This is a genomic window from Mycobacterium sp. 1081908.1 (assembly GCF_001673535.1).
GTDB lineage: Bacteria > Actinomycetota > Actinomycetes > Mycobacteriales > Mycobacteriaceae > Mycobacterium.
The window spans coordinates 29,332-53,839 of sequence record NZ_LZLY01000079.1; the positions used below are offsets into that span (position 1 = coordinate 29,332).

The window sequence follows — 24,508 nt, forward strand, 5'->3', positions numbered from 1 at the left end:
TGCTCGACCGGTCTAGAGTCGTTATATCTACACCTGTAGACATCGATGTCGGAGGTGAAGCCTATGACACAGCAACGGCAAACACGTGCGGCCCCGACCGGCATCGGGGCGACGTCTTTAGGCGTGGCAATGCTGCGCGCCCGCGAAAGCGCCCGCACCGACCGGCTGTTCAACGACCCGTATGCCCGCGTGTTCGTGGACCGCGCCGATCCGCGCGGGTCGGTGTGGAACAGCGAGGGCGCGGCCCCAGATTTCTTCCAGCTGATGGCCGAGCAAGTCGCGGTGCGCACCCGGTTCTTCGATAACGCGCTGCTCGATGCCGCGCGAGCCGGCGCCGCACAGGTCGTCCTGCTCGCCTGCGGTATGGATAGTCGGGCGTTCCGCCTGACGTGGCCGACCGGAACCAGGGTCTACGAAGCCGACCAGCCCGAGGTCCTAGCCTTCAAATCCGCTGTGCTGCAAGAGCTGCATGCACAGCCGCGCTGTCGGCGCGTCGAAGTGCCGGTGGATCTGCGGACCGATTGGGCGACACAGCTGGTCGAGGCCGGGTTCGATCCCGAGCAGCGCACGGCGTGGCTCGCCGAGGGGATCCTCTATGCCCTCGAACCGGATGCGGCCGATGTCTTCCTCGACCGGATCACCTCGTGCTCCGCGACGGGAAGCACGCTCGCTCTGGATCACAACGAGGATTCCGAACAGCTTCGCGCCGCGCGAGCGGCGATCTCACCCGAACTCGTCTCGATGTGGAAGGGCGGCCCCACTGGCGAGCTGGACGCCTGGTTGCGTCGGCACGGCTGGAGCGCCGAAATCCGCGATATCACAGCGGTTGCCGCCGAATACGGCCGTCCCGCCCCGCCCGCATTCGATCAACGCAATGTCGAAGCCAGCCGCGCCTGGCTGGCAACCGCTCATAAAACCGCACCCTGAAAAACATTCAGTGTCAGGAGGACTCATCGTGGCCGGAATCATGCTCGTCAAACAACGTGTCACCAGTGTCGAGCAATGGAACACTGTCTTCCGCGATCCGGAGCTTGACGCCGTGCGCCGAAAGCACGGCTTGGTGGTCACCGGAACCTACGTCGACGCCGAGAACGCCGACACAGTCGTCGTGGTCATGGACATGCACGACGTGGACAAGGCCCGCCAATTCGCGCGCTCGCCGGAACTGGCGGAGGCCCGCGAACGGGCCGGCGCCATCGGCGCCCCGGACGGTGTCTGGTATGGGGCGCAACCGATCCGGTGAAGGAGTCCGGCGATGAACGGGCTACACGACCTGGGCGGCATGCAATCGTTCGGACCGGTGCCGCGCGCGCAGAACGAGCCGGTGTTTCGCAACCCATGGGAAGGTCGGGTCGAAGCGATGACCATGCTATTGCTGATGCGCGGCCTCTTCGGAGGCGGTGGCGCCCTGCGTCTGGCGATAGAGAGCCTGCCGCCGCTGCGCTACCTTTCCGACAGTTACTACGAACGCCATCTCGACGCGCTGGAAGCGGCGCTGGTGGACCGCACATTGTTGAGCGCAGAGGAGATCCAGCTGCGTGTCGAACGCCTCGGTGCAGTAACCACTTCGCCACTGCAACGCGAGCGCAGACCAGCGGCCGACATTCTAAAAGCAACGACGGCCGGTGGCGGCGCACCGAGTAACCGCCGCGACATCGATCGAGCGCCGCGGTTCGCGTTGGGCGACGCGGTAATTGCCGTCAACGCGCACCCGCACGGACACACCCGGCTGCCTCGCTACGTCCGTGGGCGCCCCGGCATGATTGTGCGCATCCACCCGGGCGCCGTCTTTCCCGACACCGACGCTCGCGGTCAAGGGGAGCACCCCCAACACGTCTATACCGTGCGCTTCGACAGCCACGATCTGTGGGGATCCACGGCCGAGCAGAACGAAGGAATCTACGTCGGGCTGTGGGAACGCTACCTGGAGGCAGCATGATCGACCAACCGGATGCCCCGCGGCGGGATCCCGCCCTCCGGGCAGAGACGATCGAGTCTCTGCTGCTGGAAAAAGGATTGGTTCCACCCGGGGCCATCGATGCCGTGGCCGGCATGCTCGAACACGACATCGGCCCACTCAACGGCGCGCGCATCGTCGCTCGCGCATGGAGCGACCCGGACTACAAAGACCTACTGCTGCAGGATGGCAATGCCGCGATCGAAGCAGCGGGTCTCACGCTGGGCGCCGAACTGATCGTGGTTGAAAATACCGACCTGGTCCACAACGTCATTGTTTGCACGCTGTGTTCGTGCTATCCGTGGACCATACTTGGCCTCCCGCCCGAGTGGTACAGGTCCGCCGAGTACCGGGCCCGCGTTGTGATCGAGCCGCGCGCCGTGCTCGCTGAATTCGGTCTGCACCTGATGGATTCGACTCAGATCCGCGTATGGGACTCCAACGCCGAAACCCGGTATCTGGTGTTGCCGCAGCAACCGGCGAATACCCGGGACTGGGGCGTCGAGGAGTTGGCGCGCCTCGTCAGCCGCGACGCCATGGTCGGCGTTGCGGTCGTGCCGGCGCCACCTAACCGCTGAAAGCTGTCCCGTCGAAACGCTCGCGGGTGACGAACTCGGCGACCGGCCGTCGGCGCAGCTTCCTCACCTGTCGCACCGGTTTGCCCAGCGGGACCACAGCGGCGACGGCGTACGGGTCGGGCACGCCGAGGAGCTCTTTGACACGCGGCTCCTCGGCGACGGCCATCGTGGTCAACACTCCGCCGTAGCCCTCGTTGCGCGCGGCCAGCAGCACGTTCCACACGAACGGGTAGACCGAGGCTCCCGGCACCACGCCGATGCGATCGAGGTTCTGATCGGTGGCGGCAACGACGGCGAGGTCCAGACAGATCACGAGCACCACCGGGGCGTCGCGAAGCGGGGCCGACATCTGCGCCGGCGGGTCCGTCGCCTCGATCGTCGACGCGTCGACGCCGGTCGGCTGCAACGGATTCCACGGCGTATCGCGGTTGGCGAGTTGCGCGGTGTACCGGCGGGCGGCGGGAAGTCCGAGTTCGGCCAGCGCCGCCCGGGTGTCCCTGTCTCGCAGCACGATGACGCGCACGCCCTGCCGATTGCCGCCGGAGGGCGCGAAGCGGGCGTTGTCGAGGATTCGTGCCAGTACGTCGTCGGGAAGGGCGTCGTCGGTGTACTCGCGCACGGCGGACGTCGAGCGCATAACGTCGTAAAGCTCCATGCCCGCCATCGTGCCGCACGCCGTCAGGCGGCGTCGTGAAAGATCAACCCGAGTGTGCAACGGTGACCGGTGCGGACCACCGACACCCCATGTCGCACGGGCGCGGCCGACCATCCCCGCGTCGAGCGGACCGGCCGTTCCCTGGTGGTGAAGATGTAGCCGTGCCCGTGCGGCAGTGTGGTGGCGGTCCCGCGCGACTGGGCCCGGGGTCGCTGCTCGACGAGCAGGAATTCGCCGCCGGTGTGCGCCACGCCCGGCTCGTTGAGGTTGATGACGACCTGCAGCGGAAACACGAGGTCCCCGTACAGGTCTCGGTGCAGCGCGTTCCAGTCACCCGGCCCGTAGTTGAGCAACAACGCGGTGGGTTTGGTTTGGCCGGCGCGGTGGCACATGTCCAGCCATTCGTCGAGCGTGTCGGGCCAGGGCGGGTCGCGTCGCAGCTTGGTCCACCAGTCGCGGGCGATCGGCAACAACCTGGGGTAGAGCGCCTGTTTCAGCTCGTCGATGGGGTGCGGGTAGGGCCGTTTGAAATAGCGGTACTCGCCTTGCCCATAACGGTGGCGGCCCATGTCGATGGTGGCGCGGAACAGGCTGTCGTCGGGGTAGAGATCGAGCACCGCCGCGCACTCCCTCGGAGTGAGCAGCCGCGGAAGCAGTGCGCCGCCAACATCGTTCACATCGGCGGTGATCGCGTCCCAGTCGGCGGCGGTCACCCTCCGATCCCATTTCGACGGCATCAGAACAATCTGCCGGCCGCCGCGGGCACCGGCGCCTCCAGGTCTAGCAGGAATCGTTTTCGCTTCAGACCGCCAGCGTAACCCGTTAGCGCGCCATCCTTCCCGACGACCCGATGGCACGGGACGATGATGCTGAGCGGGTTGCGTCCGACCGCCTGGCCGACTTCGTAGGCCGTGAAGCCGTCGGCCAGCGTCGTGGCCAGCTCACCGTAGGTCGTGGTCTCGCCGTAGCCGATGGCGGGCAACAAGTCCCAGACCATCCTGCGACGCAGGTCGCCACTCAGGGCGACGGGGACGTCGAACTGTGTCCGCGCGCCGGCGAAATATTCGTGCAGCTGATCGGCGGTCCACCGGAACAGTTCATCGGCGCCGGGTAGCACGGACCGACCGAGGGCGTCGGCGGTGGGTGGGTGCCAATGACGCCGGAAGTACACGCCGGTGAGGGCGTCGCCGTCGGCGACCAGGGTCAGCTCCCCGAGCGGGCTGTCGGTCACCGTGTGTCGTGTGTGCATCGTCGAACCTCCTTTCCTGGTAGACGACGATCGGCTTGGAATCGTGAGATCGCCTTTTCGATGTGCCCCGGGGCTCACATTCGGCGCCGCGCGGACGTCTTCACAATGAGAGTCGCGGATTGCACGGAGGAAACAGCGCCAGGATGAATGTCGATCGGCACGTCAAGCCGCCTTTCGAGGCGGTTGTGGTTCGACACGGCGCCACGGTGTGGCGGGTCGTTCGAGCGGTGATCGGCCACGTCGACGCCGATGACGCCTGGTCGGACACGTTCCTGGCCGCGCTGAAGGCCTACCCGCAGCTGCCGGCCGACGCCAATGTCGAGGCGTGGCTGGTGACCATCGCGCACCGGAAGGCCATTGACATCGCGCGCGGGGCCGCGCGGCGGGCCGCCCCCGTCGCCGATCCGCCCGACTCCCCCGCTCGCGAGCGGGCCGACGCGCACGATCTCGACCTGGACGCCGCGGTGGGCGCGCTGCCGCCCAAGCAGCGCCAGGCCGTTGCCTACCACTATCTGGCCGGCCTGCCCTACGCCGAGATCGCGGTGATTCTCGACAGCAGCGTTGACGCCGCCCGCCGAGCCGCCGCCGACGGGATCGCCACCCTGCGCCGCACCTATCCCCTCATCGATACGACAAGGAAACACCAATGACCACACCGGATCTCACCGCGCACTACCCCGTCGACGGCGATCGGCTCCGGCGCCTGCACGCTCGCCTGGAAAGGGACGCCCAGGCCGGGGATCTGCTCGACATCGCCTACCGCACAGTGGACTCCGCCGTCGGACCCCTGCTGTTGGCGGCCACGCCCCTGGGACTGCTACGCGTGGCGTTCGCCAACGAAGACCGCGACAGCGTGCTGCAGAACCTGGCGGAGCGCATCAGCCCGCGCGTGCTCGAATCGCGCCCACGGCTGGACCCCATGGTGCGACAACTAGACGAATACTTCACCGGGCGCCGTCGCAGCTTTGACGTCGCGCTGGATTGGTCGCTGTCGCGAGGCTTTCGGCGCACCGTGCTGGCACACCTCAACGCCGAGATCAACTATGGCGACACCGCGAGTTACGCCACCCTGGCCCGACTGTCGGGCTCCCCCAAGGCCGTACGCGCCGTCGGCACGGCGTGCGCGACCAACCCGATCCCCATCTTCGTGCCGTGCCACCGGGTGATCCGTTCCGACGGGGCGGTCGGCGCCTACCGCGGCGGCCCGACCGCCAAGCGCGTGCTGCTCGATCTCGAACAAGGTCGATGACGAACGGGCCGGCGCGCAACCGGGTCTCGCCCCTGGGTGAGATCATCGCCGCCCCGGGCCGCGGGGCGTGGATGGGCAACCGTGGTCGCTTGCACGAGGGTCGCGGCACCCGCGTAGCAGTGCGCAACCATCAGCACAAGACCTGGATCACCTGCGTCCTGTCATTCAGGAGCCGTCGAGTCGCGCAATGGGAGCCGAATCGCTACACGCCGCTGTTCTTCCTCGACGAGGCCGTCTCGCTGGCCGCCGGACACCGCCCCTGCGCCGAATGCCGTCGCGGCGCCTACAACGAGTACCGCGATCTGTGGGCCGAAACCCACTCCGGTGCAACACCTTACGCTAAAGACATCGACGCGCAGCTGCACCTGGAGCGGATAAACCGGGCCGGTCATCGCGCCGCCTGGGACGACCTGCCCGACGGGGTCTTCGTCGTAACCGAGCGTGGGCCCGCGGTCGTCGTCGGCGACCACCTCAGGGTCTGGAACCGGCTGGACTACAGCTACGGAGGCGAGCTCGCACGGCCGGCAGCCGGCGCCGCGGTCGTCGTCACGCCGCCGTCCAATGTGGCCATCCTTCGCGCCAGCTATCCGGTCCAACTCGGCCCGCGAAAGTGCAACTAGCGACGCGTTTCTCGAGTGGAGGCGTCGGCAGTTGCACTCTCGCGGCGGATCAAAGCGGCGACCAGTGCACCGCCTTCATGGTGGTCATCTCGTCGAGGAGCTCGGGGCCGAAGCCGACCCCGGTGCCGCTGGCCCCGGGGGCGCCCCCGAACACGTTGTTGATCTTGACGGTGCCAACCGGGAGGCTGCGCCACGCCTCCTGCGCGTGCGCCATGTCGCCGGTCAGCACGGTGGCGGCCAGGCCAAAGCGGTCGTTACCGGCCTCGGCCAGCGCGGCGGCGAAGTCCGGCACCATCCGCACAGGCGCGATCGGACCGAACGTCTCCTCGCGCAGCACCAGCATGTCCGGCGCGCAGTCCGTCAGCACGGTCGGCGGATAGAACGAACCCGGTCCCGGTCGCGGTTCGCCGCCCGCCAGGACGTGGGCGCCGCGCCGCACCGCGTCCTCGACGTGGGCGTGCACGTGCTCGCGGTGGCGCTGGTCGACTAAAGGCCCGATCCGATCGGCCCACGACAGGGCCTCGTCGACCAACGCATCGACGAACGCCTCGGCGATCGGCGCGACGACGTAGACCCGCTCCACCGACACGCAGATCTGACCCGCGTTGGCGAACGCACCGAGTGCAGCCTGGCCGGCCGCCCAGCGGGGGTCGACGTCCGCGTCGACGATCAGGGCGTCGTTTCCGCCGTTCTCCAGCAGCGCCTTGGCGCCGCGTTCCACGCAGGCGCGGGCGATCTCCCGTCCGGTCGCGCTGCTGCCGACGTGCGCGACCACGTCGACGAGCTCCGACTCGGCCAATCGCGCACCGACCGTTCCGTCGCCGTCAACGATTTCCAGCACGCCCTTCGGCAACCGCGCGGCCAACAGCTCGGCGAACCGCCGACCGGTCCGCGGGCAGCGCTCGCTGGGCTTGTGGACCACCGTGTTTCCGGTGACCAGCGCCGCGCCGAGCAGCCCGGCGGCCACGGCGACGGGGTCGTCCCAGGGCGTCAGCACCGCGACGACGCCGCGCGGCTGGGGAACCATCAAATCCGTTGCCGACCAGTCGCCCTGCAGGCCGCGCCCGCGATGCAACGGGCCGAGTTGGGCGTACTGCAAAAGCGTGCCCACTCCGGCCTCCACGCCGCACCGCGCGTCGTCGCGCAGTTTTCCCGTTTCGCGCTCGTTCAGTTCGGCGAGTTCGTCTATGGCGCCGCGGACGTCGGCGGCGGCTGCCGCGATCGCCTCGGCACGTTCGGCGGGCGCGGTGCGCGTCCAGTCGGGGGCCGCATCCGCGGCGCGCCGGATTGCGTCGTCACAGTCTGACGGCTCCGTGATGGGAATTTGCGTCACCTGGTCGCCGGTGCGCGGGTCCAGGACGTTGATGACCTTGGTCATGGTCGAAGCCACGACCCCGTTTACCCTCTCGGCGCGCGGGCCAATCAGTTAATGGCCCTGGACGATATCCGCTTCAGGTATGGTCGGCGCACCGGACCGGAGGGCACGCGATGGCAAACACACACGCGGGCAACGCCTTCACGTCGCGGCATGCCCTGGATCCCGGCCTGCGCAAGGCGGCCCGGTTCCTGCCCCGCGGCTACGCCCTGCATCGCGGCTACCGGGTCCAGCGGGCGCTGATGAACCTGATGGGCAACGCGGGCCGGCTGCGTAATGTCCCGGTGGCCGCGGTCAACGAACACGTCACGGTTCGCCTGCACCTACCCGTCAGCCGTACCCGCCCGGCGGCGGCGATGCTGTGGATCCACGGCGGCGGCACGATCATGGGACACGCCGCCCACGACGACAGGTTTCTACGCAAGCTGTCGCATCTCACCGGCGTCGCGGTGGCCGCGGTGGAACACCGCCTGGCGCCGGAGCACCCGTATCCGATCCCGGTCGAGGACTGCTACGCGGCATTGCGGTGGCTGGCGCACCAACCGTGGGCGGACCCGGACCGGGTCGCGGTCGGCGGGGCCAGTGCCGGTGGACATTTCGCGGCCGCCGTGGCTCAGCGGGCCGTCGACCGCGACGACGTCAAAGTCGCGTTCCAGATGCTGGTCTACCCGATGCTCGACGACCGCACCGGCGCGGACCACGACGGCCACAAGCGGCTCATGTGGACCGGATTCGACAATCAGCTGGCGTGGCGGTGGTACCTCAACGGCGCGGATCCCCGAGAGGCGGCGCCGGCCCGTCGGGAAGATCTGTCGGGCCTGCCGCCGACCTGGATCGGCGTCGGGACGTTGGACCTGTTCTATCAGGAGTGCCTGGACTACGCGCGACGCCTGCGGGAGGCCGGGGTGCCCGTGCACGAAGAGATCGCTCCGGGCGCGTTTCACGCGTTCGACCAGATCGCGGACAAGGCGCCGATTTCGATGAAGTTCTTCGCCAGTCAGTGCGCTCACCTGCGCGAGGCCCTCGCGCCGCGCACAAGTTGACTGCAAAGTTTGCGGTTTGTGCAACTATGAGTGGCATGGGCAATCCCCTAGGCCTTCGCGAGCGGCGTCGTCGCCAGACCAGCGCCGACGTCCGCAACGCCGCGGTGCGCTTGGCGCTGGAACGTGGCTTCGACAAGGTGACCATTGAGGAGATCTGTGTCGAAGCGGGAATTTCGACGCGCACGTTCTTCAATTACTTTCCGAACAAAGAGTCCGCCATCGCGTATGGCCCGTCGGACCTGCCCGTGGAGCTGGCCGCGGATTTCGTCGCGGCCGGGCCGGCGCCCTATTCGGTTGTCCTCGCGGACCTGATCAGCCTCGCGGGACATCACCTGCGCGACATGCCCCCGCTGCGCGAACAGGCCGCCGGCATGCTCGAACTCTGCAAGACCAGCCCGGCGGTACTGGCGGCATTCCTCGCCGAGCTGGAACGGTTTCAGAACCAGCTGACCGACATCGTTGCCCGTCGCCAGGCGATGCGGCCCGACGACGAGATACCCCCGCTGATCGCGGCGCTGGCGTTGACCGCCGTGCGTTCGGGCATCGAGCGCTGGGCCAGCGCCGAGCCACAGGATTTCGACGACACGCCGATGCCCTACGTCGAGCGCGCTGCCGCCCTGGTCAACAGCATCTTCGCGAAGTGATCCGCCGGATAGTTACCTAGATCACCTTCGTTTGCATTGTCTGCAAATTATGCAGGCGATGTATTATGCTGTGGTGGCATCAGACGGGGGTTCGCGATGCGGGGACAGCGTTCCCAGCTTCCGACTGCCCAAACCGATCACGGCGGCGTACGAACTCCGTTGTGGCGCAACCTAATACGGTGATCACCGCGAAGGCGACGCACCAACGTTGATTTGACGACGAGAGGAATCCACGCAGGTGCAGCTATCCAGGGTCGTGCGCAACGCGTGGTTGCCGCTCTTGATCGTGGCGGTGGTGGTGATCGGCGGGTTCACCGTGGCGCGGGTCAAGTCGTTCTTCACGGCCAACGACACCGGCGTCCTGACCAGCCCACGGCAGGAGGATTCCAAGCCGTTCAAGCCCAAGGTCGTCAAATACGAGATCTTCGGCTCGGCCAGTCACGCCAACGTCAACTACCTGGATCTGTCCGCCGACCCGAAGCGGGTCGACGACGCGCCGCTGCCCTGGACGCTGGTCCTCAGCACGACCACCCCGTCGGTGTTCCCGAATCTCTCGGCACAGAGCGACGGTGACCGCCTCGGGTGTCGCATCACCATCGACGACGAAGTCAAGGACGAGAAGATAACCAACGGCGTGCACGCCCTGACCTTCTGCTTGGTGAAATCCGCATGAGCGCAAGCGCTGAACACCCGACCGACGTCCTGCCCGTCGCAAGACACGCCGGGCGCCCGGCGATCCCGCGCATCATCCGAACCTTCGCCGTGCCGATCATCCTGGGCTGGATCGCGATCATCGCGGTGCTCAACACGATCGTCCCGCAGCTGGACGAGGTCGGAAAGATGCGCTCGGTCTCGATGAGCCCGGACGACGCGCAATCGGTCATCGCGACAAAGCACATGGGCGAGGTGTTCGGGGAATACAAGTCCAACAGCTCGGTCATGATCGTGCTCGAGGGGCAAAATCCGCTGGGCGCCGACGCCCACGCCTTCTACGACCAGATGGTCAAAAAGCTCGACGCCGACACCAAACACGTCGAGCACGTCCAGGACATGTGGAGCGATCCGCTGAGTGGGGCGGGCGTCCAGAGCAACGACGGCAAGGCCGCCTACGTCCAGGTCTACCTGGCCGGGAACCAGGGCGAGGCGCTGGCCAACGAGTCGGTCGAGGCCGTCCAGGGCATCGTCAAGAGCCTGAGCCCGCCCAGCGGTGTCAAGGCCTATGTCACCGGACCCGCGGCGGTGCAAGCGGATCAGCACATCGCCGGCGACCGTAGCCTGCAGGTAATCACCACCGTCACGTTCATCGTGATCATCGCGATGCTGCTGATGGTCTACCGCTCCATCGTCACGGTGCTGCTGACGTTGGTGATGGTCGTGCTCGAACTTGCCGCCGCCCGCGGAATGGTGGCGTTCCTCGGCTACTACAACATCATCGGGCTCTCCACCTTCGCCACGAATCTGTTGGTGACGCTGGCGATCGCGGCCGCCACCGACTACGCGATCTTCCTGATCGGGCGATATCAGGAAGCCCGCTCGATCGGCGAGTCGCGAGAAGACGCGTACTACACGATGTTTGGCGGCACCGCGCACGTGGTGGCCGGGTCGGGCCTGACCATCGCGGGCGCGACCTTCTGCCTGCACTTCACCAACCTGCCGTACTTCCAGACGTTGGGCATCCCGTTGGCCATCGGCATGGTGGTCGTGGTCGCGGCGGCGCTGACGTTGGGTCCCGCGGTGATCTCGGTGGCATCGCGCTTCCGCCAGACACTCGAGCCAAGGCGTGCGCAGCGAATTCGCGGCTGGCGCAAGGTCGGTGCCGTCGTCGTCCGGTGGCCCGGCCCCGTCCTGATCGTGACGATCGCGATCGCGCTCGTCGGCCTGCTCACCCTGCCCGGGTACCGGACCAACTACAACGACCGCAAATACCTGCCCGCCGACCTGCCGGCGAATGCCGGCTACGCCGCGGCCGACCGGCACTTCTCGAAGGCTCGGATGAACCCCGAGCTGCTGATGATCGAAAGCGACCACGACCTACGCAATTCCGCCGACTTCCTCGTCATCGACAAGATCGCCAAGTCGATCTTCCGGGTGCCCGGAATCTCGCGGGTGCAGGCGATCACCCGGCCGCAGGGCACGCCGATCGAGCACACCTCGATCCCGTTTCAGATCAGCATGCAGGGCGTCACCCAGCAGATGAATCAGAAGTACCAGGCGGACCAGATGGCCGACATGCTGCACCAGGCCGACATGATGCAGACCACCATCGACAGCATGGAAAAGATGTCCAGCATCACCGCGCAAATGGCGAACGACATGCACGTCATGGTCAAAAAGATGCACGAGATGACCATCGACATCGACGAATTACGCCAGCACATGGCGGATTTCGAGGACTTCTTCCGGCCGATCCGCAGCTACTTCTACTGGGAGAAGCACTGCTACGACATCCCGGTGTGCTGGTCGCTACGGTCCGTGTTCGACGCCCTCGACGGCATCGACACGATGACCGACGACATCCAGAGCCTGCTGCCCGTCATGGATCACCTGGACACGCTGATGCCCCAGATGGTGGCGCTGATGCCGTCGATGATCGAGAACATGAAGGCCATGAAAACGACGATGCTGACCATGTATTCGACCCAAAAGGGGCTGCAGGATCAGCAGAACGAGGCGCAGAAGAACTCGAACGCCATGGGCAAGGCGTTCGACGCGTCCAAGAACGACGACTCGTTCTACCTGCCCCCGGAGACCTTCAACAACGCCGAGTTCAAGAAGGGCATGAAGAACTTCCTGCCACCCGACGGCCACGCGGTGCGGTTCATCATCAGCCACGACGGCGATCCGATGACGCCGGAGGGCATTTCGCACATCGAGGCGATCAAGAAGGCCACCTACGAGGCGCTCAAGGGCACACCCCTGGAGGGCTCCAAGATTTACCTCGGCGGCACCGCGGCGACCTACAAGGACATGCAGGACGGCAGCAACTATGACCTGCTGATCGCCGGAATCGCCTCGCTGTGCCTGATTTTCATCATCATGCTGATCATCACGCGCAGCGTCGTGGCCTCAGCGGTGATCGTGGGGACGGTGTTGCTTTCGCTGGGGGCGTCCTTCGGGCTCTCGGTGCTCATCTGGCAACACCTGATCGGCATCGAACTGCACTGGATGGTGCTGGCCATGTCGGTGATCATCCTGCTGGCGGTTGGCGCCGACTACAACCTGCTATTGGTGTCCCGGTTCAAGGAGGAAATCCACGCCGGCCTGAACACCGGGATCATCCGGGCGATGGGCGGTACCGGTTCCGTGGTCACCTCGGCGGGGCTGGTGTTCGCCTTCACGATGATGACGATGGCCGTCAGTGAGCTCACGGTCATCGGTCAGGTCGGCACCACCATCGGCCTGGGCCTGTTGTTCGACACACTGATCGTGCGGTCGCTGATGACGCCGTCGATCGCGGCGCTGCTGGGCAAGTGGTTCTGGTGGCCGCAGCGGGTGCGGCAGCGGCCGGTGCCCTCGCCGTGGCCCACGCCGGCCAAGGAGCGCGAATCCGTCGCGGCGGTCTAAGCCTCTGCGAGAGGGCTACGTCACCCACTCGGGTTGCTGGCTTGCATCGACCGCGGAGAAGTCCTTGTGCGCCAGGGCCGCGGTGGTGCCGCCGTCGACGACGAACTCGGAGCCGGTCGAATAGCTCGACTCGTCGCTGGCCAGATAGACCACGAGGTTGGAGACCTCCCTGGGTTCGGCGATCCGGCCGAGCGCGGTGTTGAAGATGTCTTCGGGGACCCACTCGGTCATCGGCGTCTTGATGAGGCCCGGATGGATCGAGTTCACCCGGATGCCGCTCGGCCCGAGTTCCAGCGCAACCGATTTGGTCAACCCCCGGACCGCGAACTTGCTCGCGGTGTACCCGTGGCACGCGATGGTGCCCGCCATCCCCTCGATGGAGGAGATGTTGATGATCGATCCCCGTCCCGCTTCCTTCATCGGCTTGACCACGGCACGGATGCCGAGGAACACCCCGGTCAGGTTGACGTCGAGGATCTTGTGCCACTCGGACAGCTCGTAATCCTCGATGGTGCCGATGTTGAGGATGCCGGCGTTGTTCACCAGGACGTCGACCCCGCCGAACTCGGTCACGGCGGCGGCCACCGCCGCTTCCCAGTGTTCGGGTTTGGTGACGTCCAGGTGCACGTAGCGGACGGCGTCGCCGAGCTCGGCCGCGACGGCCTTGCCCTCGTCGTCGAGGATGTCGCCGAACACCACCTTGGCACCCTCGGCCACCAGCGTCCGCACGTGCGAGGCACCCATCCCCCGCGCCCCGCCACTGACGAGCGCGACCTTTCCCGCCAACCGTTCTGCCACTGCGCGTCTCCTGTCGTGCCGGTGTTTTTTGCACCATACAGACGCACACAGATGTATGACCAGGGCTGGCCTTCGACGCCCTTACTTGCTGGGCTTGTTGGCCGGGTGCTTTCCGGGGCAGTAGTCGGCGGTGGCCGCGCCGACGAACATCTCCGCTTGCTTCTGGCTCAACCGGTGCGCGCCCGTCAACTGGTCGATCTCATCCTTCTGGCTGTACCCGGCGTTGAGGTCATTGCACATGACCTGGGCCGCCTTCACGTCCATCGCCGGGCCACCGAGGTCGACGCCGTGCGACTGCAGGTAGTTCGTAAAGTCCTCGTCCGTCGGATCGGCCCGCGCGACGCTGGTCGGCACCAACATGACGGCCGCCAGCGCGCCCACCGCGCACGCAGAAACCTTCTGAGCCATACCGCGCTGCTTCATCGTTCCCCCATGACTATCCAAGGTCCACACCAAATTCGGATTGACCCAAAACCCCGAAATTACACATCGGAATGTTTCTACCATCCATGATGTCTAGCGTCCATGATTGCCTATGGCAAACATAGTTATGCGCTGGTCACCACTGGTCAAGGACACACGCGGGACACGCCCGTCGCGGCCGAAAGCTTTACCCGAGGGTCGCCTCTAGTTCCGGCTGAATTCAACCGGATTAGCGGGGGTTCACCGTCTCGAAGATCGCGGCGGCGGACGTTACGGCCTTGTCCGCGTTTCCTTCGTCGTGCAGAAGCATGCGCACGCCAATGCGTCCGGGTGAGCCGGCGTGCGCCGTGCCCTCCACGCGAAACGGGCCGACCTTGCCGCGCGACATGAACATGACGTGCCAGCTGACGACCTGCAGCATCCTGGTGCCTGCGACCTCGGCGGCCAGGTCGGTCGCCGCGGTCTCGAGGACGACGTGCTGCGGCCCGATGTGCAGCGCGGCATCCGGCGAAGCCAGCTCGGCGCTCAGCGCGGGCAGCACCCAATGGCCGTCGGCGCGCTTGCCGGCACCGAACGCCTGCCACAGCGGAGGCAGATCGGGCGAGTCCTCGATCACCAGCTCGGTGCCCGAAACATCCATCTTGCCAAGGCCTTCCGGTGGGACGCCGATGACGGCCCCCTGCCCCTCGTTGAAGGCGATCACCCGGTCGGGGTTGTCGGCGTCGACGATCTTGCACCGTCCGTAACCCATGGTGCGGCCCTGGTGCACGATGCCGGACCCCACGATCTCGATCCGCGTGACGTCATAGCCCGGGTCGATGATCTGGACCGACGTGATGACCGGGTTCGGCACCGCGACCATGTCGGTCTGGCATCCCTCCGGAGACGAAATCGCCAACGGCGCCACCATGAGTCCACCGGCGTCGTTGCGCATGTCGCGGCGGATGGTGACGGTGTCGTCGGTCTCGCCGACGTTCATCGACGAGTGGTTACGGCCGATGTAGCGATAGCTGAGCAGTCCGGTCCAGCGTCGGAACAACTCGTCGCGGTAGGCGCCGGTGTCATCGGCCAGCTCTCGGATGTCGCGAGGTCGGTCGCTCACTGGTGGTTCCCCTTTGCGACTCTGCCACGGCGCACCTGGTTGAACGGCACACCGCGGTCGGCGGCGTACTCACGCGGAAAGTTCAGGACCCGCTCGCCGATCACGTTGCGGGCCATCTCCGTCGTGCCGCCCCCGATGCTGGCGATCTGACGGCCCAGGTATCGCGTGCCGACGCCGAGCAGGCCCGCGTCGTCCTCCACCACGCCCGCGGAGCCGGCGATGGCGAGGGCGGTGTCGTTCTCGACGTCGTGCACCTCGGCCATGTCGAGCCTGATGATCGATCCCGCGGCGGGCGGCAGGGATCCGTCGACCACGGCGTGGTAGACGTGCTCGCTCAGTTGCCCGTGCACCGCCCGGTGGACCAGGACCCGGCCCACCATCTCGCGGACACGTTCGCTCTCCCCTTGCCTGGTGCTGTCGACCAACGCCATCAGGTCGATCGAAATATCCTCGGCCTCAGCGATTCCGGGCCCACTGGTGTACTCCGAGCCGTCGCCCATCGTGCGGCGCTCGTGGTAGAGCTGCCGTGACGCGACGTCCCACCCTTTGCCCGGCTCTCCGACGACGGCGTCGTCGCCCACGTCGACGTCGTCGAAAAACTCCTCGCAGAACTCGACCGAGCCGTTGACCTGACGGATGCGGTTGATCGTCACCCCGGGGTGACGAAGCGGCAGCAGGAACATCGTCAGGCCGTTGTGTTTGGGTGCGTCCCAGTCGGTTCGGGCCAGGCACAGGCCGTAGTCGGCGGCGAACGCCCAGGTGCTCCACGTCTTGGCGCCGTTGATGATCCACCGCCCGTCCCGGCGGTCGGCGCGGGTGATGACGCCCGCGAGGTCCGAACCACCGCTGGGTTCGGAGAGCAGCTGGACGAGCACTTCGTCGCCGCGCAGCGCCGCGCCGATGTGGGTGCGTTTCTGGTCCTCGGTGCCCATGTCCAGGATCGTCGCGCAGCAGATGGCGAACGACGGGACGTTGAGCAGCAGCGGCGTCTCGTAGGCCAGCGCCTCGGCGTCGAACGCCTTCTTGTACTCGTAGCTCAGCCCGAGCCCGCCGTATTCGCGGGGAAAGCAGATCCCCGCGAATCCTCCGTCGTACAGCTTTCGCTGCAGTTCGCGGGCGCGCCGCCAGGACGTCAGCTCGTCGCGCTCGAGCACCATGGCGTCGGCGGAATCCAGCCGCGGCAGATTCTCGGCCAACCACGCCCTGGCCCGGCCGCGGAACTCCTCGACCGACTCGGCGCTCACCGAATTCGCCTGCGCGTCATCGCCGATGGCCTCCTCGAGCTTGTGCTGGGCGACTGTACAGCACCGCTTGACGACTGTACAGGTCGCCTAGGAGGCGTTCAGCTGCACCGCGGCGCGAACGAGCGCCTTGAACGCGCGCTCGTCGATCTTGTCGCCCTCGTGGAAATCGATGGCCCGTCGGGTGTTGCCGTCGAGGCTGGAGTTGAACAGGCCGGACGGGTCCTCGAGCGAGGCGCCCTTGGCGAACGTCACCTTGACCACACTCTTGTACGTCTCGCCGGTGCAGATCATCCCGTCGTGGTACCACACCGGGACGCCCCTCCACTTCCACTCCTCGACCACGTCGGGGTCGGCCTGCTTGATCAATTCCCTGATGCGAGAGAGCATTTCGCCGCGCCAATCGCCCAGTTCCTTTATCCTGGCGTCGATCAGCCGGGAGGGAGAATCCGTCATATCGTTGCCTTCCCGATGGTTTCGTCAGGGGATGGTTATCGCGATCTTGCCAACGTGTTCGCCGGCCCGCATCACCGCCAGCGCCTCGTCCAACTTCTCCCAGTCGAAGACGTGGCTGATGTGGGGCTTGATCCCGGTAGCCGACATCGAATCGCACAGGTCCCGCTGCGCGCGCACGCTGCCCACCGTGATTCCGACGATCCGCAGGTTGTTGAGCATCACTTCCGCGACCGAGATGGGCGCCGTGTCGAATCCGCTCAGCACGCCGATCACCGCGACGGTGCCTCCCACCCGCGCCGAGTGCACCGACTGCGCCAGCGTGGCGGGCCCGCCGAGGTCGACGATCAGGTCGGCACCCCGGCCGCCGGTCAGTCGCTTCACCTCGGTCTCCCAGCTCGGGGTCGCGCGGTAGTTGATGAGATGCGTTGCACCCAAGTCCGATCCGGTCTTGAGTTTGTCGTCGGACGACGACGTCAAGATCACCGTGGCGCCCAGCGCCCGGGCCAGCTGCGCCGTGAACAGCGATACCCCGCCGGTGCCCTGGGTCACCACGACGTCGCCGTCACCGATGCCGGCTTCCATCAGGGCGCTCCAGGCCGTCACACCGGCGCACGGCACCGTCGCGGCCTCGACGTCGCTGAGGTGCCCGGGCGTGCGAACCAGACCCGAGGCGTCGGCGACGCGATATTGCTGCAACCACCCGTCTTCGGTGTCGCCGGGCAGCACCCGTTTCGATTCCGGTGTCGGCGGCCCATCCAGCCAACCGGGATGGAATGCCCCCATGACGCGGTCCCCCACCCGCAGGCCGTCCACCCCGGGTCCGACCGCTACGACCTCTCCGGCGCCGTCGCTCATCGGCACGCGCGGCCACGGGCCCGGGAGGAGGCCCGTCAGGTTGACGTTGTCGTGAAAGTTCAGGCTCGACGCCCTGACCCTGACCAGCGCCTGCCCCGCGCCGGGTTCGTCGACCGGCCTGTCCACGGTCTCGAGGGGCGCGCCGGGCCCCGGCATCACCACCGCCCGCTGACGGTCAGGAATGGTCATGCGGTGCGCGCCTCCTCGGGTTCGGCACTTGCGCGGGTTCCATGTGACCATAAGCTCCCGCCGGCGCCCGTTGATTCCCCCGGGCCGCGACAACCGTCTCGGGCGCCGCCCGCGGCGTCGACCGCGTCTCGGGTTACAGTTTTGGGGTGAAGTGTCACGCGAGGCCGCGATGACGGGGCCGACCGCGGACGTCGACGCCACCGCGCTGCTGGCGATCGAGGCGATCAAACAGCTCAAAGCGCGGTATTGCCGGTACCTCGACACCAAGGACTGGGCGGCATGGCGGGCGCTGTTCGCCGACGACTTCGTCAGCGACACGTCCGAGGCGGGCGGCAAGCTGATCGTCGGCGCCGACGAGTTCGTGGCGTTCACCCGCAAGGGCGTCGGGCGCCCCGCGCAGGCCACCGCGCACCAGGTGCACGCGCCCGAGATCGAACTGACCTCGGCGACGACCGCGCGCGGGGTGTGGGCGCTGCAAGACGTGGTCCGCTTCGGGCCGGGCGTGACGCTGGTCGGCTACGGCCACTACCACGAGACCTACGAGAGCAGCGACGGGCGCTGGGTTATCAAGAGCTCCAAGCTGACTCGGCTCCGTGAGGACATCGTCACCCCGCTGTTCTCGATCTACATCTCCGACCGCATCCGGCGGGCAGCCAGCAAGCTCGCCGGCCGACTGATGGAGCAGTGATACGCCGATGAGTGTGGGTACCATTTTGATCACCGGCGCGTTCGGCCAGGTCGGCAGGCGATGCGCGCAAATCCTGCTCGACCGGGGACGGACCGTCGTCGCCACCGACCTGCGGACCGACAAGACCGTCGCCGCCGAGGCCGAGTTGTCCCCGGGCGCCGGCACGCTGATTCCGGCCTACATCGACCTGCTGGACGCCGATGCGGTGGGCGATCTGATCGCGACCCATCGGCCCGACGCGATCATTCACCTCGCCGCCGTCATTTCACCGCCGTCGTACCGCAATCCCGCGCTGGCCAGGCGAGTGAACGTCGGCGGTACCGAGACCCTGCTGGCGGCGGCCGCCCAGCTGCCCGATCCCCCGCTGTTTCTGCTGGCCTCCAGCGCGGCGGTCTACGGGTCGCGCAATCCGTACCGCTACCCCGAGCGGATCACCCCGGACACGGCGGTGCAGCCGATCGACCAGTACGGCGAGGACAAGGTGCTGGCCGAGGCGGCGACCCGGGCCAGCGGCCTGCCGTATGCGCTGTTCCGGTTGGGCGGGGTGGTCTCGCCGGACACCCAGGCGAGCATCAGCGGGGACCACTTGCTCCTGATGCGCTCGATGCCCGGCGACAACCGCATCCACATGGTGGACGCGCGCGACGTGGCGCTGGCGTTCGCCAACGCCGTCGATCGGGGTGCCAGCATCGCCGGCAAGGTCCTGCTGATCGGCGGCAACGAATCGTATGTGATGCTGCAGCGCGACCTCGAGGACGACCTGATGACCGCCGCCGGCCTGGGCCGGCTCGGCCCCTCCGCGAGCCTGCCCGGCGACCCCGGCGACGACCGCGGTTGGAGTTTCACCGGATGGTTCGACACCACCGAAGCCCAAGCGCTGCTTGACTTCCAGGAGCACGACTGGCACGAGTCGACCGCCTGGGTCGCCGAATCCCAGGGCCGCATACGCATCGTCCTGTGGGCGCTGGGCCCGATCCTGCGACCGGTGCTGCGCATCCTGCTCAAGCTGCAGCGCCGCGCCGAGGGCCGCGGCCCGTATGCCGACCCGTGGGCGCTGATCGAGAAGAAGTACGGTCCGGAGGCGCTGGCCGGCGCGCAGTAAGGGCTACCTCCGGGAAGCGAAGAAGACCGCGGCCTTGCGGATCGAGTCTTCGACAGGTTCCGGTTTCCACCCCAGTTCACGCTCGGCCTTGCCGTGGTCGAGTGGCGACATCAGCTCCGCCATGCGAATTCCCGCGTAGGCGAACGGAAGGTCTCGGCGCAGCAGCCGCGCCGCCAAATCGTTGACGCGCGCACCGGCGCGCAGCACCGAAATCGGGATGCCGATGCGCGGCGGGCGCCTGCCGACGGCGCTGGCGGCGATCTGGTGCAGCTCCCGGCCGCTCATGTAGCGGTCGGACACGATGTAGCGCTCGCCGTTTCGTCCCCGTTCCGCCGCCAAAAGCATTGCCCTGGCGGCGTCCTCGATGCCCACGACCTCCGACGAGTAGCCGAAATAGAACGGGAAACGCCCCGTGGCGACGAGGGCGATCAGGGAGCCGTGCGGCGTCGGCGCCCAATCGCCGGGGCCGTAAGTGGTGGAGATGCACATGGCCACGGCGGGCAGGCCCCGCTCGCGGGCGTACGAGAGGAGCAGGTTTTCGCCGGCGACCCGGGCTTCGATGTAGGGGCCGCCCTGGTCCCAGTTGTGCGGGTCGCCTTCGGTGACCGGCCGGCTGTCGCTGATCGCCAAAGAGCCGGTGGTGCTGGTGTATACGAACTTTGTCAGGTCGGCATTCAGTGCGGCGTCGAGGACGTGCCGCAGCCCTTCGACGTTGGTGCGAAACAACGGCGCCGGATCGCGCAGCCACATCCGGGCGTCGACGACGCAGTAGTAGACGACGTCACAGCCGGTCATCGCCGTGCGCAGCGCGTCGTCGTCGAAGATGTCCCCGTAACAGCGCTCGACGGGGAGCTCGTCGATTCCTTGGGTGGAACTGGTGCGGCGCAACATGACTCGCACGTCGGCGCCCGAGGCGACGAGCTGGCGCGTGACATGGGATCCCAGGAAACCGCTGGCCCCGATCACCAGCTTCGTGCCGCCCATCAGCGGTCGATCCATCCCATCTGCGCCTCGGCGTGGTGGCCACCGATCGGTGGGGTGAGTCGGTCGATCCTCGCCAGCTGGTCGGGGGCGAGCTCGACGGTGTCGGCGGCGACGTTCTCCTCGAGCCGGCTGACGCGCTTGGTCCCCGGAATCGGCACGATGTCAGGGCCTTTCGCCAGCAGCCAGGCCAACGCGACCTGGGCCGGGGTGGCGCCCACGTCGGCGGCGATCTCACGCAGCTCGTCCGCGCTCCGCAGGTTGTGCTGGAAGTTCTCGTCGAAGAAGCGGGGGTTGGTCTTGCGGTAGTCGCTGTCGGGAAGCTCCCCGTTGGAGCGGATGGCGCCGGTGAGAAACCCGCGGCCCAGCGGCGAGTAGGCGACGAACCCGATGCCCAGTTCGCGCAACGCGTCGAGCACGCCGTCTTCGGGATCGCGGGTCCACACGGAGTACTCGGACTGCACGGCGGTGATCGGATGCACGGCGTGGGCGCGGCGAATGGTGTTGACGCCCACCTCGGAAAGCCCGATGTGCCGGATCTTTCCGGCTGACACCAGCTCGGCCAGGGCCCCGACCGTGTCTTCGATCGGGGTCTCGCGATCGAGGCGGTGTTGATAGTAGAGGTCGATGTGGTCGGTCGCCAGCCTCTGAAGCGACCCCTCCACGGCGATGCGGATGTTGGCGGGGCTGCTGTCGAGGCCGTTGCGGCCGGTGTGGGAGATCAGGCCGAACTTCGTCGCCAGCACCACCCGATCGCGCCGGCCCTGTAGGGCGCGGGCGACGAGTTCCTCGTTGACATAGGGGCCATAGACCTCGGCCGTGTCGATCAGCGTGACGCCGAGGTCGATGGCGCGATGGATGGTGCGGATGGATTCGGCGTCGTCGGTGCCGGCACCGGCATAGGCGACGGACATGCCCATCGCGCCCAGACCGAGGCGTCCGACTTCGAGTTCCGCGAGATGAGCCCGTTTCATGGCCCCCATTGTGCGCCGGGCGACCCCGGGCGACCGGGCGGGTACCGTGGCGCTCGTGCCAGACACCGCGCGACCGGTCCGCAATCTCGCGGTCGACTTCTATCGCGTGTCGGGTGTGGTCCTCATCGTGCTGGGGCATTGGTTGGCCGGCTCGGTGACCTATCACGACGGATCTTTCGGTCGGCAGAACCCGCTCGTCGACATCCCGTGGACCCAGTGGCTGACCTGGCCCTTCCAGGCCGTCCCGACGTTCTTTCTGGTCGCCGGCTACGCGGGCGCGTTGTCCTGGACGCACCGGCGCGAGACCGACGGCATGTCGCGCCAGACCTGGCTTCGGCACCGGCTGGCCCGCGTGCTGGGCCCGACCACGGTCTACGTCGCGCTGGTGTCGGTGGTGGTGGCGGCGCTCGACGCCGGCCACGTGGCCGGCGCGACGCTGGAGTACGCGGGTTGGGCCGTGGCCATGCATCTGTGGTTCCTGGCCGTGTACCTGATCGTTGTCTCGCTGACCCCGATTGCGGTTGCGGCACATCGGCGTTGGGGGCTGCTGGCGCCGGCGGCGCTCGCGGTAGGGGTCGTCGCGGTGGACGTCCTCTCGATCGGTGCCCACGTGCACAACCTTGGCTGGGTTAACTACTTGCTGTGTTGGGGCACGTTCTACCAGCTCGGGATCGCTTGGCGCGGAGGGCTACTGGGCGGTCGCCGATCGGCGGTGCTGGCCGCCTGCTCGGCGATCGCGCTGGCGCTGCTGATCTGGCTGGGCGTGTATCCGATCAGCATGATCGGCGTTCCCGGGCAGACGATCGACAACACGACGCCGCCGACCGCTGCGCTGCTGGCGTTCGGATGCGCCCAGGGCGCATTGGCGATAACGCTCGCGCCCGCGCTGAACCGGGCGCTGCGCGCAGACATGATCAAGCGGGTGCTGGCCATCGGCAACAACAACGTGATGGCGCTGTACCTCTGGCACATGATCCCGGTGGTGATCGTCGCGATCGTCGCGTATCCGGCGGGTCTGCTGCCCCAACCGCCGGAGGGAACGGGGCTGTGGTGGCTGGCTCGGCTGGAGTGGGTGGTCGTCCTCAGCGTGGTGACGGCGGCCGAGCTCCTGTTGTTGTGGACGCTGCGGCGTCTTTTCGCGGCCCCGCTGCCCATGCTCGGTGTGCCCTTGACCGAACGCTGGGGCGAAGTGTTCATGCTGGCGGGCGCCGCACTGGCCGCCACTGGCCTGCATTTCTTTGCGTACGCGGGGTTCGCGCCGGACGGCCGCCTGCCATGGGTGACCGCGGCGCTCTTCGCCGTCGGAGTGGTGCTGGTGGCGCTTCGCCCGACGAAGGCCGGGCGGCGCGCGGCCGATCCGGCGCCTCCGACCGGGGGAACCGCCGCGCGCCGGCATTAGCGGCGTCGGCCCGTTGGCAAGCGACTTACGGCCCCTTGAGAGGGGCCGTAATGCCCTGGTCGGAGGTAGTATCGGGGAGCAACGTCTCCGGCAGGTTCGGAACGTTTGAGCGCGCCCGGACCGCAAGGAGACACCCTCGGTAAGGGAGTATGCAGATGTTAGACAGCCTCGCGGTCACCAATAACCACGGCCCTCAACGGCGCACTCAGGATGCCGAACTGTTGAAGGAATCCGGCGTGCACAAGGTCGTCGTTCTCGACCGCGACGGCAACTGCCTAGCGTTCGTATTGGCTTGGGACGGCTTCGAATACGACGCGGAGACGGACGCCTACGTGTGCGTCGCGGATCGTGATGGCCGGGAACTTTTGACCGTGTACGCCGCGGGTGACATCAGCTCGGCGCCCGGCGAAAACATGTATGTCGTGACGGCACCGGACGGCTCCGGTGTGGGACGTCACGGGCCCCGCTGACGCAACGGCGACGACTCACCGGCCGCGGCACGGTCGTTAAACCGTTACGTGTATCCGCGTCGGCGAAGGCTATGATAGACCGTTCGTACGGTTAGTTATGCCGAAGGGTTGAAGATGCCCAGATCGCCTGGCAGGCGTAGCGAGATATTGGACGCGTTCGTCCGCTACGTCGCCGAACGTGGCTATGACAGAACGAATATCGGCGACATCGCCGATGAACTTGGCATGTCAAAGGGCACGATCGTTCATCACTTCGGTACCAAAGCCCAGATGTTGCGGGAGCTCGAAGAGACCCACCTGGCCCGCCAGCTCGACGTGTTGCGTCTGGCATGGGATCGCCTGGCCGCGCCGCACGAACGCATCGCCGCGATCATTTACGCCTCCGCGCTGTTGCAGGTGAGCGCCCGCCATGCGACGGTTGCGAGCCAGCGCGAGGTGGTTCAGCTGTCCGACGATCCGGCGATGCAGCACGTGCGCAAGCTGCGCGATCAGTTGCAAACACACGCGATTGACGAAATCCGCAACGGCATCGACGTCGGCGTGTTCCGAAGCGTGGACGTCGAATTGGCGGCGCTGCAGCTGTGGGGATCGCTCGAATGGATGTGGGTGTGGTTCGATCCCGCCGGTTCCCGGACACCCGAGCAAGTCGGAGCCGCTTTCGTCGACGTGTTCCTCGGCGGGCTGCTGCTCGACCGCCTGGGCCTCAGCAAGTGGACGAACCCTTCCACCGGTGTCGTCTCGGTGGTGCGGGAGTGCCTCGCCGCGGTAACGGCCGGCGGAAGCTGACGGCCAATCGGCGGAATAGGTTGCGCGGGAGCCTAATTCGCCGTTAGCGGCGTGCATGTGTACGCGAGCCGACCCGGCGCCAGCCCAGGGGGCGCGAGGCGCAAACGGCC

The 24,508-nt window shown here is 67.1% G+C and carries 28 protein-coding genes; 16 read left to right on the forward strand and 12 right to left on the reverse strand.

Annotation, left to right across the window (positions count from 1 at the left end; genetic code table 11):
• Window positions 1-63 precede the first annotated feature (63 nt).
• From A5655_RS11220 to nthA, 4 genes are read left to right on the forward strand one after another with little or no spacing between them, the layout of a single operon-like run.
• Window positions 64-927: an SAM-dependent methyltransferase gene (locus A5655_RS11220; protein WP_231999132.1), complete on the forward strand. Its 864-nt coding sequence runs from the start codon at window positions 64-66 to the stop codon at window positions 925-927.
• A 28-nt stretch (window positions 928-955) separates the two neighbouring features.
• Complete coding sequence (locus A5655_RS11225; protein ID WP_231999133.1) at window positions 956-1,243, forward strand: hypothetical protein; 288 nt, start codon at window positions 956-958, stop codon at window positions 1,241-1,243.
• Between the two features lie 12 nt (window positions 1,244-1,255).
• The gene (gene nthB, locus A5655_RS11230; RefSeq protein WP_067009672.1) at window positions 1,256-1,939 is read left to right on the forward strand and encodes a nitrile hydratase subunit beta; all 684 of its coding nucleotides are present in this window, start codon (window positions 1,256-1,258) and stop codon (window positions 1,937-1,939) included.
• A complete protein-coding gene (gene nthA, locus A5655_RS11235) occupies window positions 1,936-2,535 on the forward strand; it encodes a nitrile hydratase subunit alpha (RefSeq protein WP_067009675.1) in 600 nt (199 codons plus the stop codon). The genes nthB and nthA overlap by 4 nt, the downstream gene beginning before the upstream one ends.
• Here the strand turns inward: nthA and A5655_RS11240 are convergent.
• Genes A5655_RS11240 through A5655_RS11250 form a run of 3 tightly spaced genes read right to left on the reverse strand, consistent with a single transcriptional unit; the run spans window position 2,525 to window position 4,439 of the window.
• A complete protein-coding gene (locus tag A5655_RS11240) occupies window positions 2,525-3,190 on the reverse strand; it encodes a nitroreductase family protein (protein WP_067009783.1) in 666 nt (221 codons plus the stop codon). The genes nthA and A5655_RS11240 overlap by 11 nt on opposite strands.
• A 23-nt stretch (window positions 3,191-3,213) precedes the next feature.
• A complete protein-coding gene (locus tag A5655_RS11245) occupies window positions 3,214-3,927 on the reverse strand; it encodes a 2OG-Fe(II) oxygenase (protein ID WP_067009678.1) in 714 nt (237 codons plus the stop codon).
• The gene (locus tag A5655_RS11250; protein WP_067009681.1) at window positions 3,927-4,439 is read right to left on the reverse strand and encodes a methylated-DNA--[protein]-cysteine S-methyltransferase; all 513 of its coding nucleotides are present in this window, start codon (window positions 4,437-4,439) and stop codon (window positions 3,927-3,929) included. The genes A5655_RS11245 and A5655_RS11250 overlap by 1 nt, the downstream gene beginning before the upstream one ends.
• A 143-nt stretch (window positions 4,440-4,582) precedes the next feature.
• Between A5655_RS11250 and A5655_RS11255 the strand changes: the two genes are divergently transcribed.
• The 3 genes from A5655_RS11255 to A5655_RS11265 are packed head-to-tail and all read left to right on the forward strand — an operon-like array spanning window position 4,583 to window position 6,308.
• Window positions 4,583-5,089: an RNA polymerase sigma factor gene (locus A5655_RS11255; protein WP_067009684.1), complete on the forward strand. Its 507-nt coding sequence runs from the start codon at window positions 4,583-4,585 to the stop codon at window positions 5,087-5,089.
• Complete coding sequence (locus tag A5655_RS11260; RefSeq protein ID WP_067009686.1) at window positions 5,086-5,688, forward strand: methylated-DNA--[protein]-cysteine S-methyltransferase; 603 nt, start codon at window positions 5,086-5,088, stop codon at window positions 5,686-5,688. The genes A5655_RS11255 and A5655_RS11260 overlap by 4 nt, the downstream gene beginning before the upstream one ends.
• Entirely contained in the window at window positions 5,685-6,308 is a 624-nt protein-coding gene (locus tag A5655_RS11265; protein WP_067009689.1) for a hypothetical protein, read from the forward strand. Before A5655_RS11260 ends, A5655_RS11265 begins: the two co-directional genes overlap by 4 nt.
• Before the next feature lie 49 nt (window positions 6,309-6,357).
• On the opposite strand, the gene A5655_RS11270 is transcribed toward A5655_RS11265, so the two are convergent.
• A complete protein-coding gene (locus tag A5655_RS11270; RefSeq protein WP_197508666.1) occupies window positions 6,358-7,686 on the reverse strand; it encodes an aldehyde dehydrogenase in 1,329 nt (442 codons plus the stop codon).
• A gap of 110 nt (window positions 7,687-7,796) precedes the next feature.
• On the opposite strand from A5655_RS11270, the gene A5655_RS11275 reads away from it, so the two are divergent.
• The 4 genes from A5655_RS11275 to A5655_RS11290 all read left to right on the forward strand — a co-directional run bounded on the left by A5655_RS11275 (window position 7,797) and on the right by A5655_RS11290 (window position 12,934).
• Window positions 7,797-8,726 (forward strand): alpha/beta hydrolase, encoded by a 930-nt coding sequence (locus tag A5655_RS11275; RefSeq protein ID WP_067009690.1) that lies wholly within the window; start codon window positions 7,797-7,799, stop codon window positions 8,724-8,726.
• A 35-nt stretch (window positions 8,727-8,761) separates the two neighbouring features.
• Window positions 8,762-9,370, forward strand: a complete 609-nt coding sequence (locus A5655_RS11280; protein ID WP_067009693.1) for a TetR family transcriptional regulator — start codon at window positions 8,762-8,764, stop codon at window positions 9,368-9,370.
• A 238-nt stretch (window positions 9,371-9,608) separates the two neighbouring features.
• Window positions 9,609-10,043, forward strand: coding sequence for an MmpS family transport accessory protein (locus A5655_RS11285; RefSeq protein ID WP_197508667.1), 435 nt, complete (start codon window positions 9,609-9,611; stop codon window positions 10,041-10,043).
• On the forward strand, window positions 10,040-12,934 hold the full coding sequence (locus A5655_RS11290) for an RND family transporter (protein ID WP_067009696.1): 2,895 nt from the start codon (window positions 10,040-10,042) through the stop codon (window positions 12,932-12,934). Before A5655_RS11285 ends, A5655_RS11290 begins: the two co-directional genes overlap by 4 nt.
• Before the next feature lie 15 nt (window positions 12,935-12,949).
• Here the strand turns inward: A5655_RS11290 and A5655_RS11295 are convergent, their stop codons facing one another.
• The 6 genes from A5655_RS11295 to A5655_RS11320 all read right to left on the reverse strand — a co-directional run bounded on the left by A5655_RS11295 (window position 12,950) and on the right by A5655_RS11320 (window position 17,998).
• Complete coding sequence (locus tag A5655_RS11295; protein ID WP_067009699.1) at window positions 12,950-13,732, reverse strand: SDR family oxidoreductase; 783 nt, start codon at window positions 13,730-13,732, stop codon at window positions 12,950-12,952.
• 81 nt (window positions 13,733-13,813) lie between these two features.
• Window positions 13,814-14,140, reverse strand: a complete 327-nt coding sequence (locus A5655_RS11300; RefSeq protein WP_197508668.1) for a DUF732 domain-containing protein — start codon at window positions 14,138-14,140, stop codon at window positions 13,814-13,816.
• A 244-nt stretch (window positions 14,141-14,384) separates the two neighbouring features.
• On the reverse strand, window positions 14,385-15,257 hold the full coding sequence (locus A5655_RS11305; protein WP_067009704.1) for a hypothetical protein: 873 nt from the start codon (window positions 15,255-15,257) through the stop codon (window positions 14,385-14,387).
• Window positions 15,254-16,501 (reverse strand): acyl-CoA dehydrogenase family protein, encoded by a 1,248-nt coding sequence (locus tag A5655_RS11310; protein ID WP_067009707.1) that lies wholly within the window; start codon window positions 16,499-16,501, stop codon window positions 15,254-15,256. Before A5655_RS11310 ends, A5655_RS11305 begins: the two co-directional genes overlap by 4 nt.
• An 87-nt stretch (window positions 16,502-16,588) precedes the next feature.
• Window positions 16,589-16,954 carry a DUF1801 domain-containing protein gene (locus A5655_RS11315; protein ID WP_067009711.1) on the reverse strand — a complete coding sequence of 122 codons (366 nt, stop codon included), beginning with the start codon at window positions 16,952-16,954 and terminating at the stop codon, window positions 16,589-16,591.
• A gap of 24 nt (window positions 16,955-16,978) precedes the next feature.
• Entirely contained in the window at window positions 16,979-17,998 is a 1,020-nt protein-coding gene (locus tag A5655_RS11320; protein ID WP_067009714.1) for an NAD(P)-dependent alcohol dehydrogenase, read from the reverse strand.
• A 169-nt stretch (window positions 17,999-18,167) separates the two neighbouring features.
• Between A5655_RS11320 and A5655_RS11325 the strand changes: the two genes are divergently transcribed.
• Entirely contained in the window at window positions 18,168-18,686 is a 519-nt protein-coding gene (locus tag A5655_RS11325; protein WP_067009793.1) for a nuclear transport factor 2 family protein, read from the forward strand.
• A 7-nt stretch (window positions 18,687-18,693) separates the two neighbouring features.
• Complete coding sequence (locus A5655_RS11330; RefSeq protein WP_067009717.1) at window positions 18,694-19,788, forward strand: NAD(P)-dependent oxidoreductase; 1,095 nt, start codon at window positions 18,694-18,696, stop codon at window positions 19,786-19,788.
• Between the two features lie 3 nt (window positions 19,789-19,791).
• Here A5655_RS11330 and A5655_RS11335 read toward each other — a convergent pair whose 3' ends face one another.
• Together A5655_RS11335 and A5655_RS11340 are read right to left on the reverse strand one after the other, a co-directional pair.
• Window positions 19,792-20,772 (reverse strand): NAD-dependent epimerase/dehydratase family protein, encoded by a 981-nt coding sequence (locus tag A5655_RS11335; protein WP_067009797.1) that lies wholly within the window; start codon window positions 20,770-20,772, stop codon window positions 19,792-19,794.
• Window positions 20,772-21,743 (reverse strand): aldo/keto reductase, encoded by a 972-nt coding sequence (locus A5655_RS11340; protein WP_067009795.1) that lies wholly within the window; start codon window positions 21,741-21,743, stop codon window positions 20,772-20,774. Before A5655_RS11340 ends, A5655_RS11335 begins: the two co-directional genes overlap by 1 nt.
• Window positions 21,744-21,789: 46 nt before the next feature.
• Between A5655_RS11340 and A5655_RS11345 the strand changes: the two genes are divergently transcribed.
• The 3 genes from A5655_RS11345 (at window position 21,790) to A5655_RS11355 (ending at window position 24,398) form a co-directional block, all read left to right on the forward strand.
• Window positions 21,790-23,142, forward strand: coding sequence for an acyltransferase (locus A5655_RS11345; RefSeq protein ID WP_369807205.1), 1,353 nt, complete (start codon window positions 21,790-21,792; stop codon window positions 23,140-23,142).
• A gap of 155 nt (window positions 23,143-23,297) precedes the next feature.
• The gene (locus A5655_RS11350) at window positions 23,298-23,612 is read left to right on the forward strand and encodes a hypothetical protein (RefSeq protein ID WP_067009801.1); all 315 of its coding nucleotides are present in this window, start codon (window positions 23,298-23,300) and stop codon (window positions 23,610-23,612) included.
• A gap of 147 nt (window positions 23,613-23,759) precedes the next feature.
• A complete protein-coding gene (locus tag A5655_RS11355) occupies window positions 23,760-24,398 on the forward strand; it encodes a TetR/AcrR family transcriptional regulator (protein ID WP_231999134.1) in 639 nt (212 codons plus the stop codon).
• The last annotated feature ends 110 nt before the right edge of the window (window positions 24,399-24,508 follow it).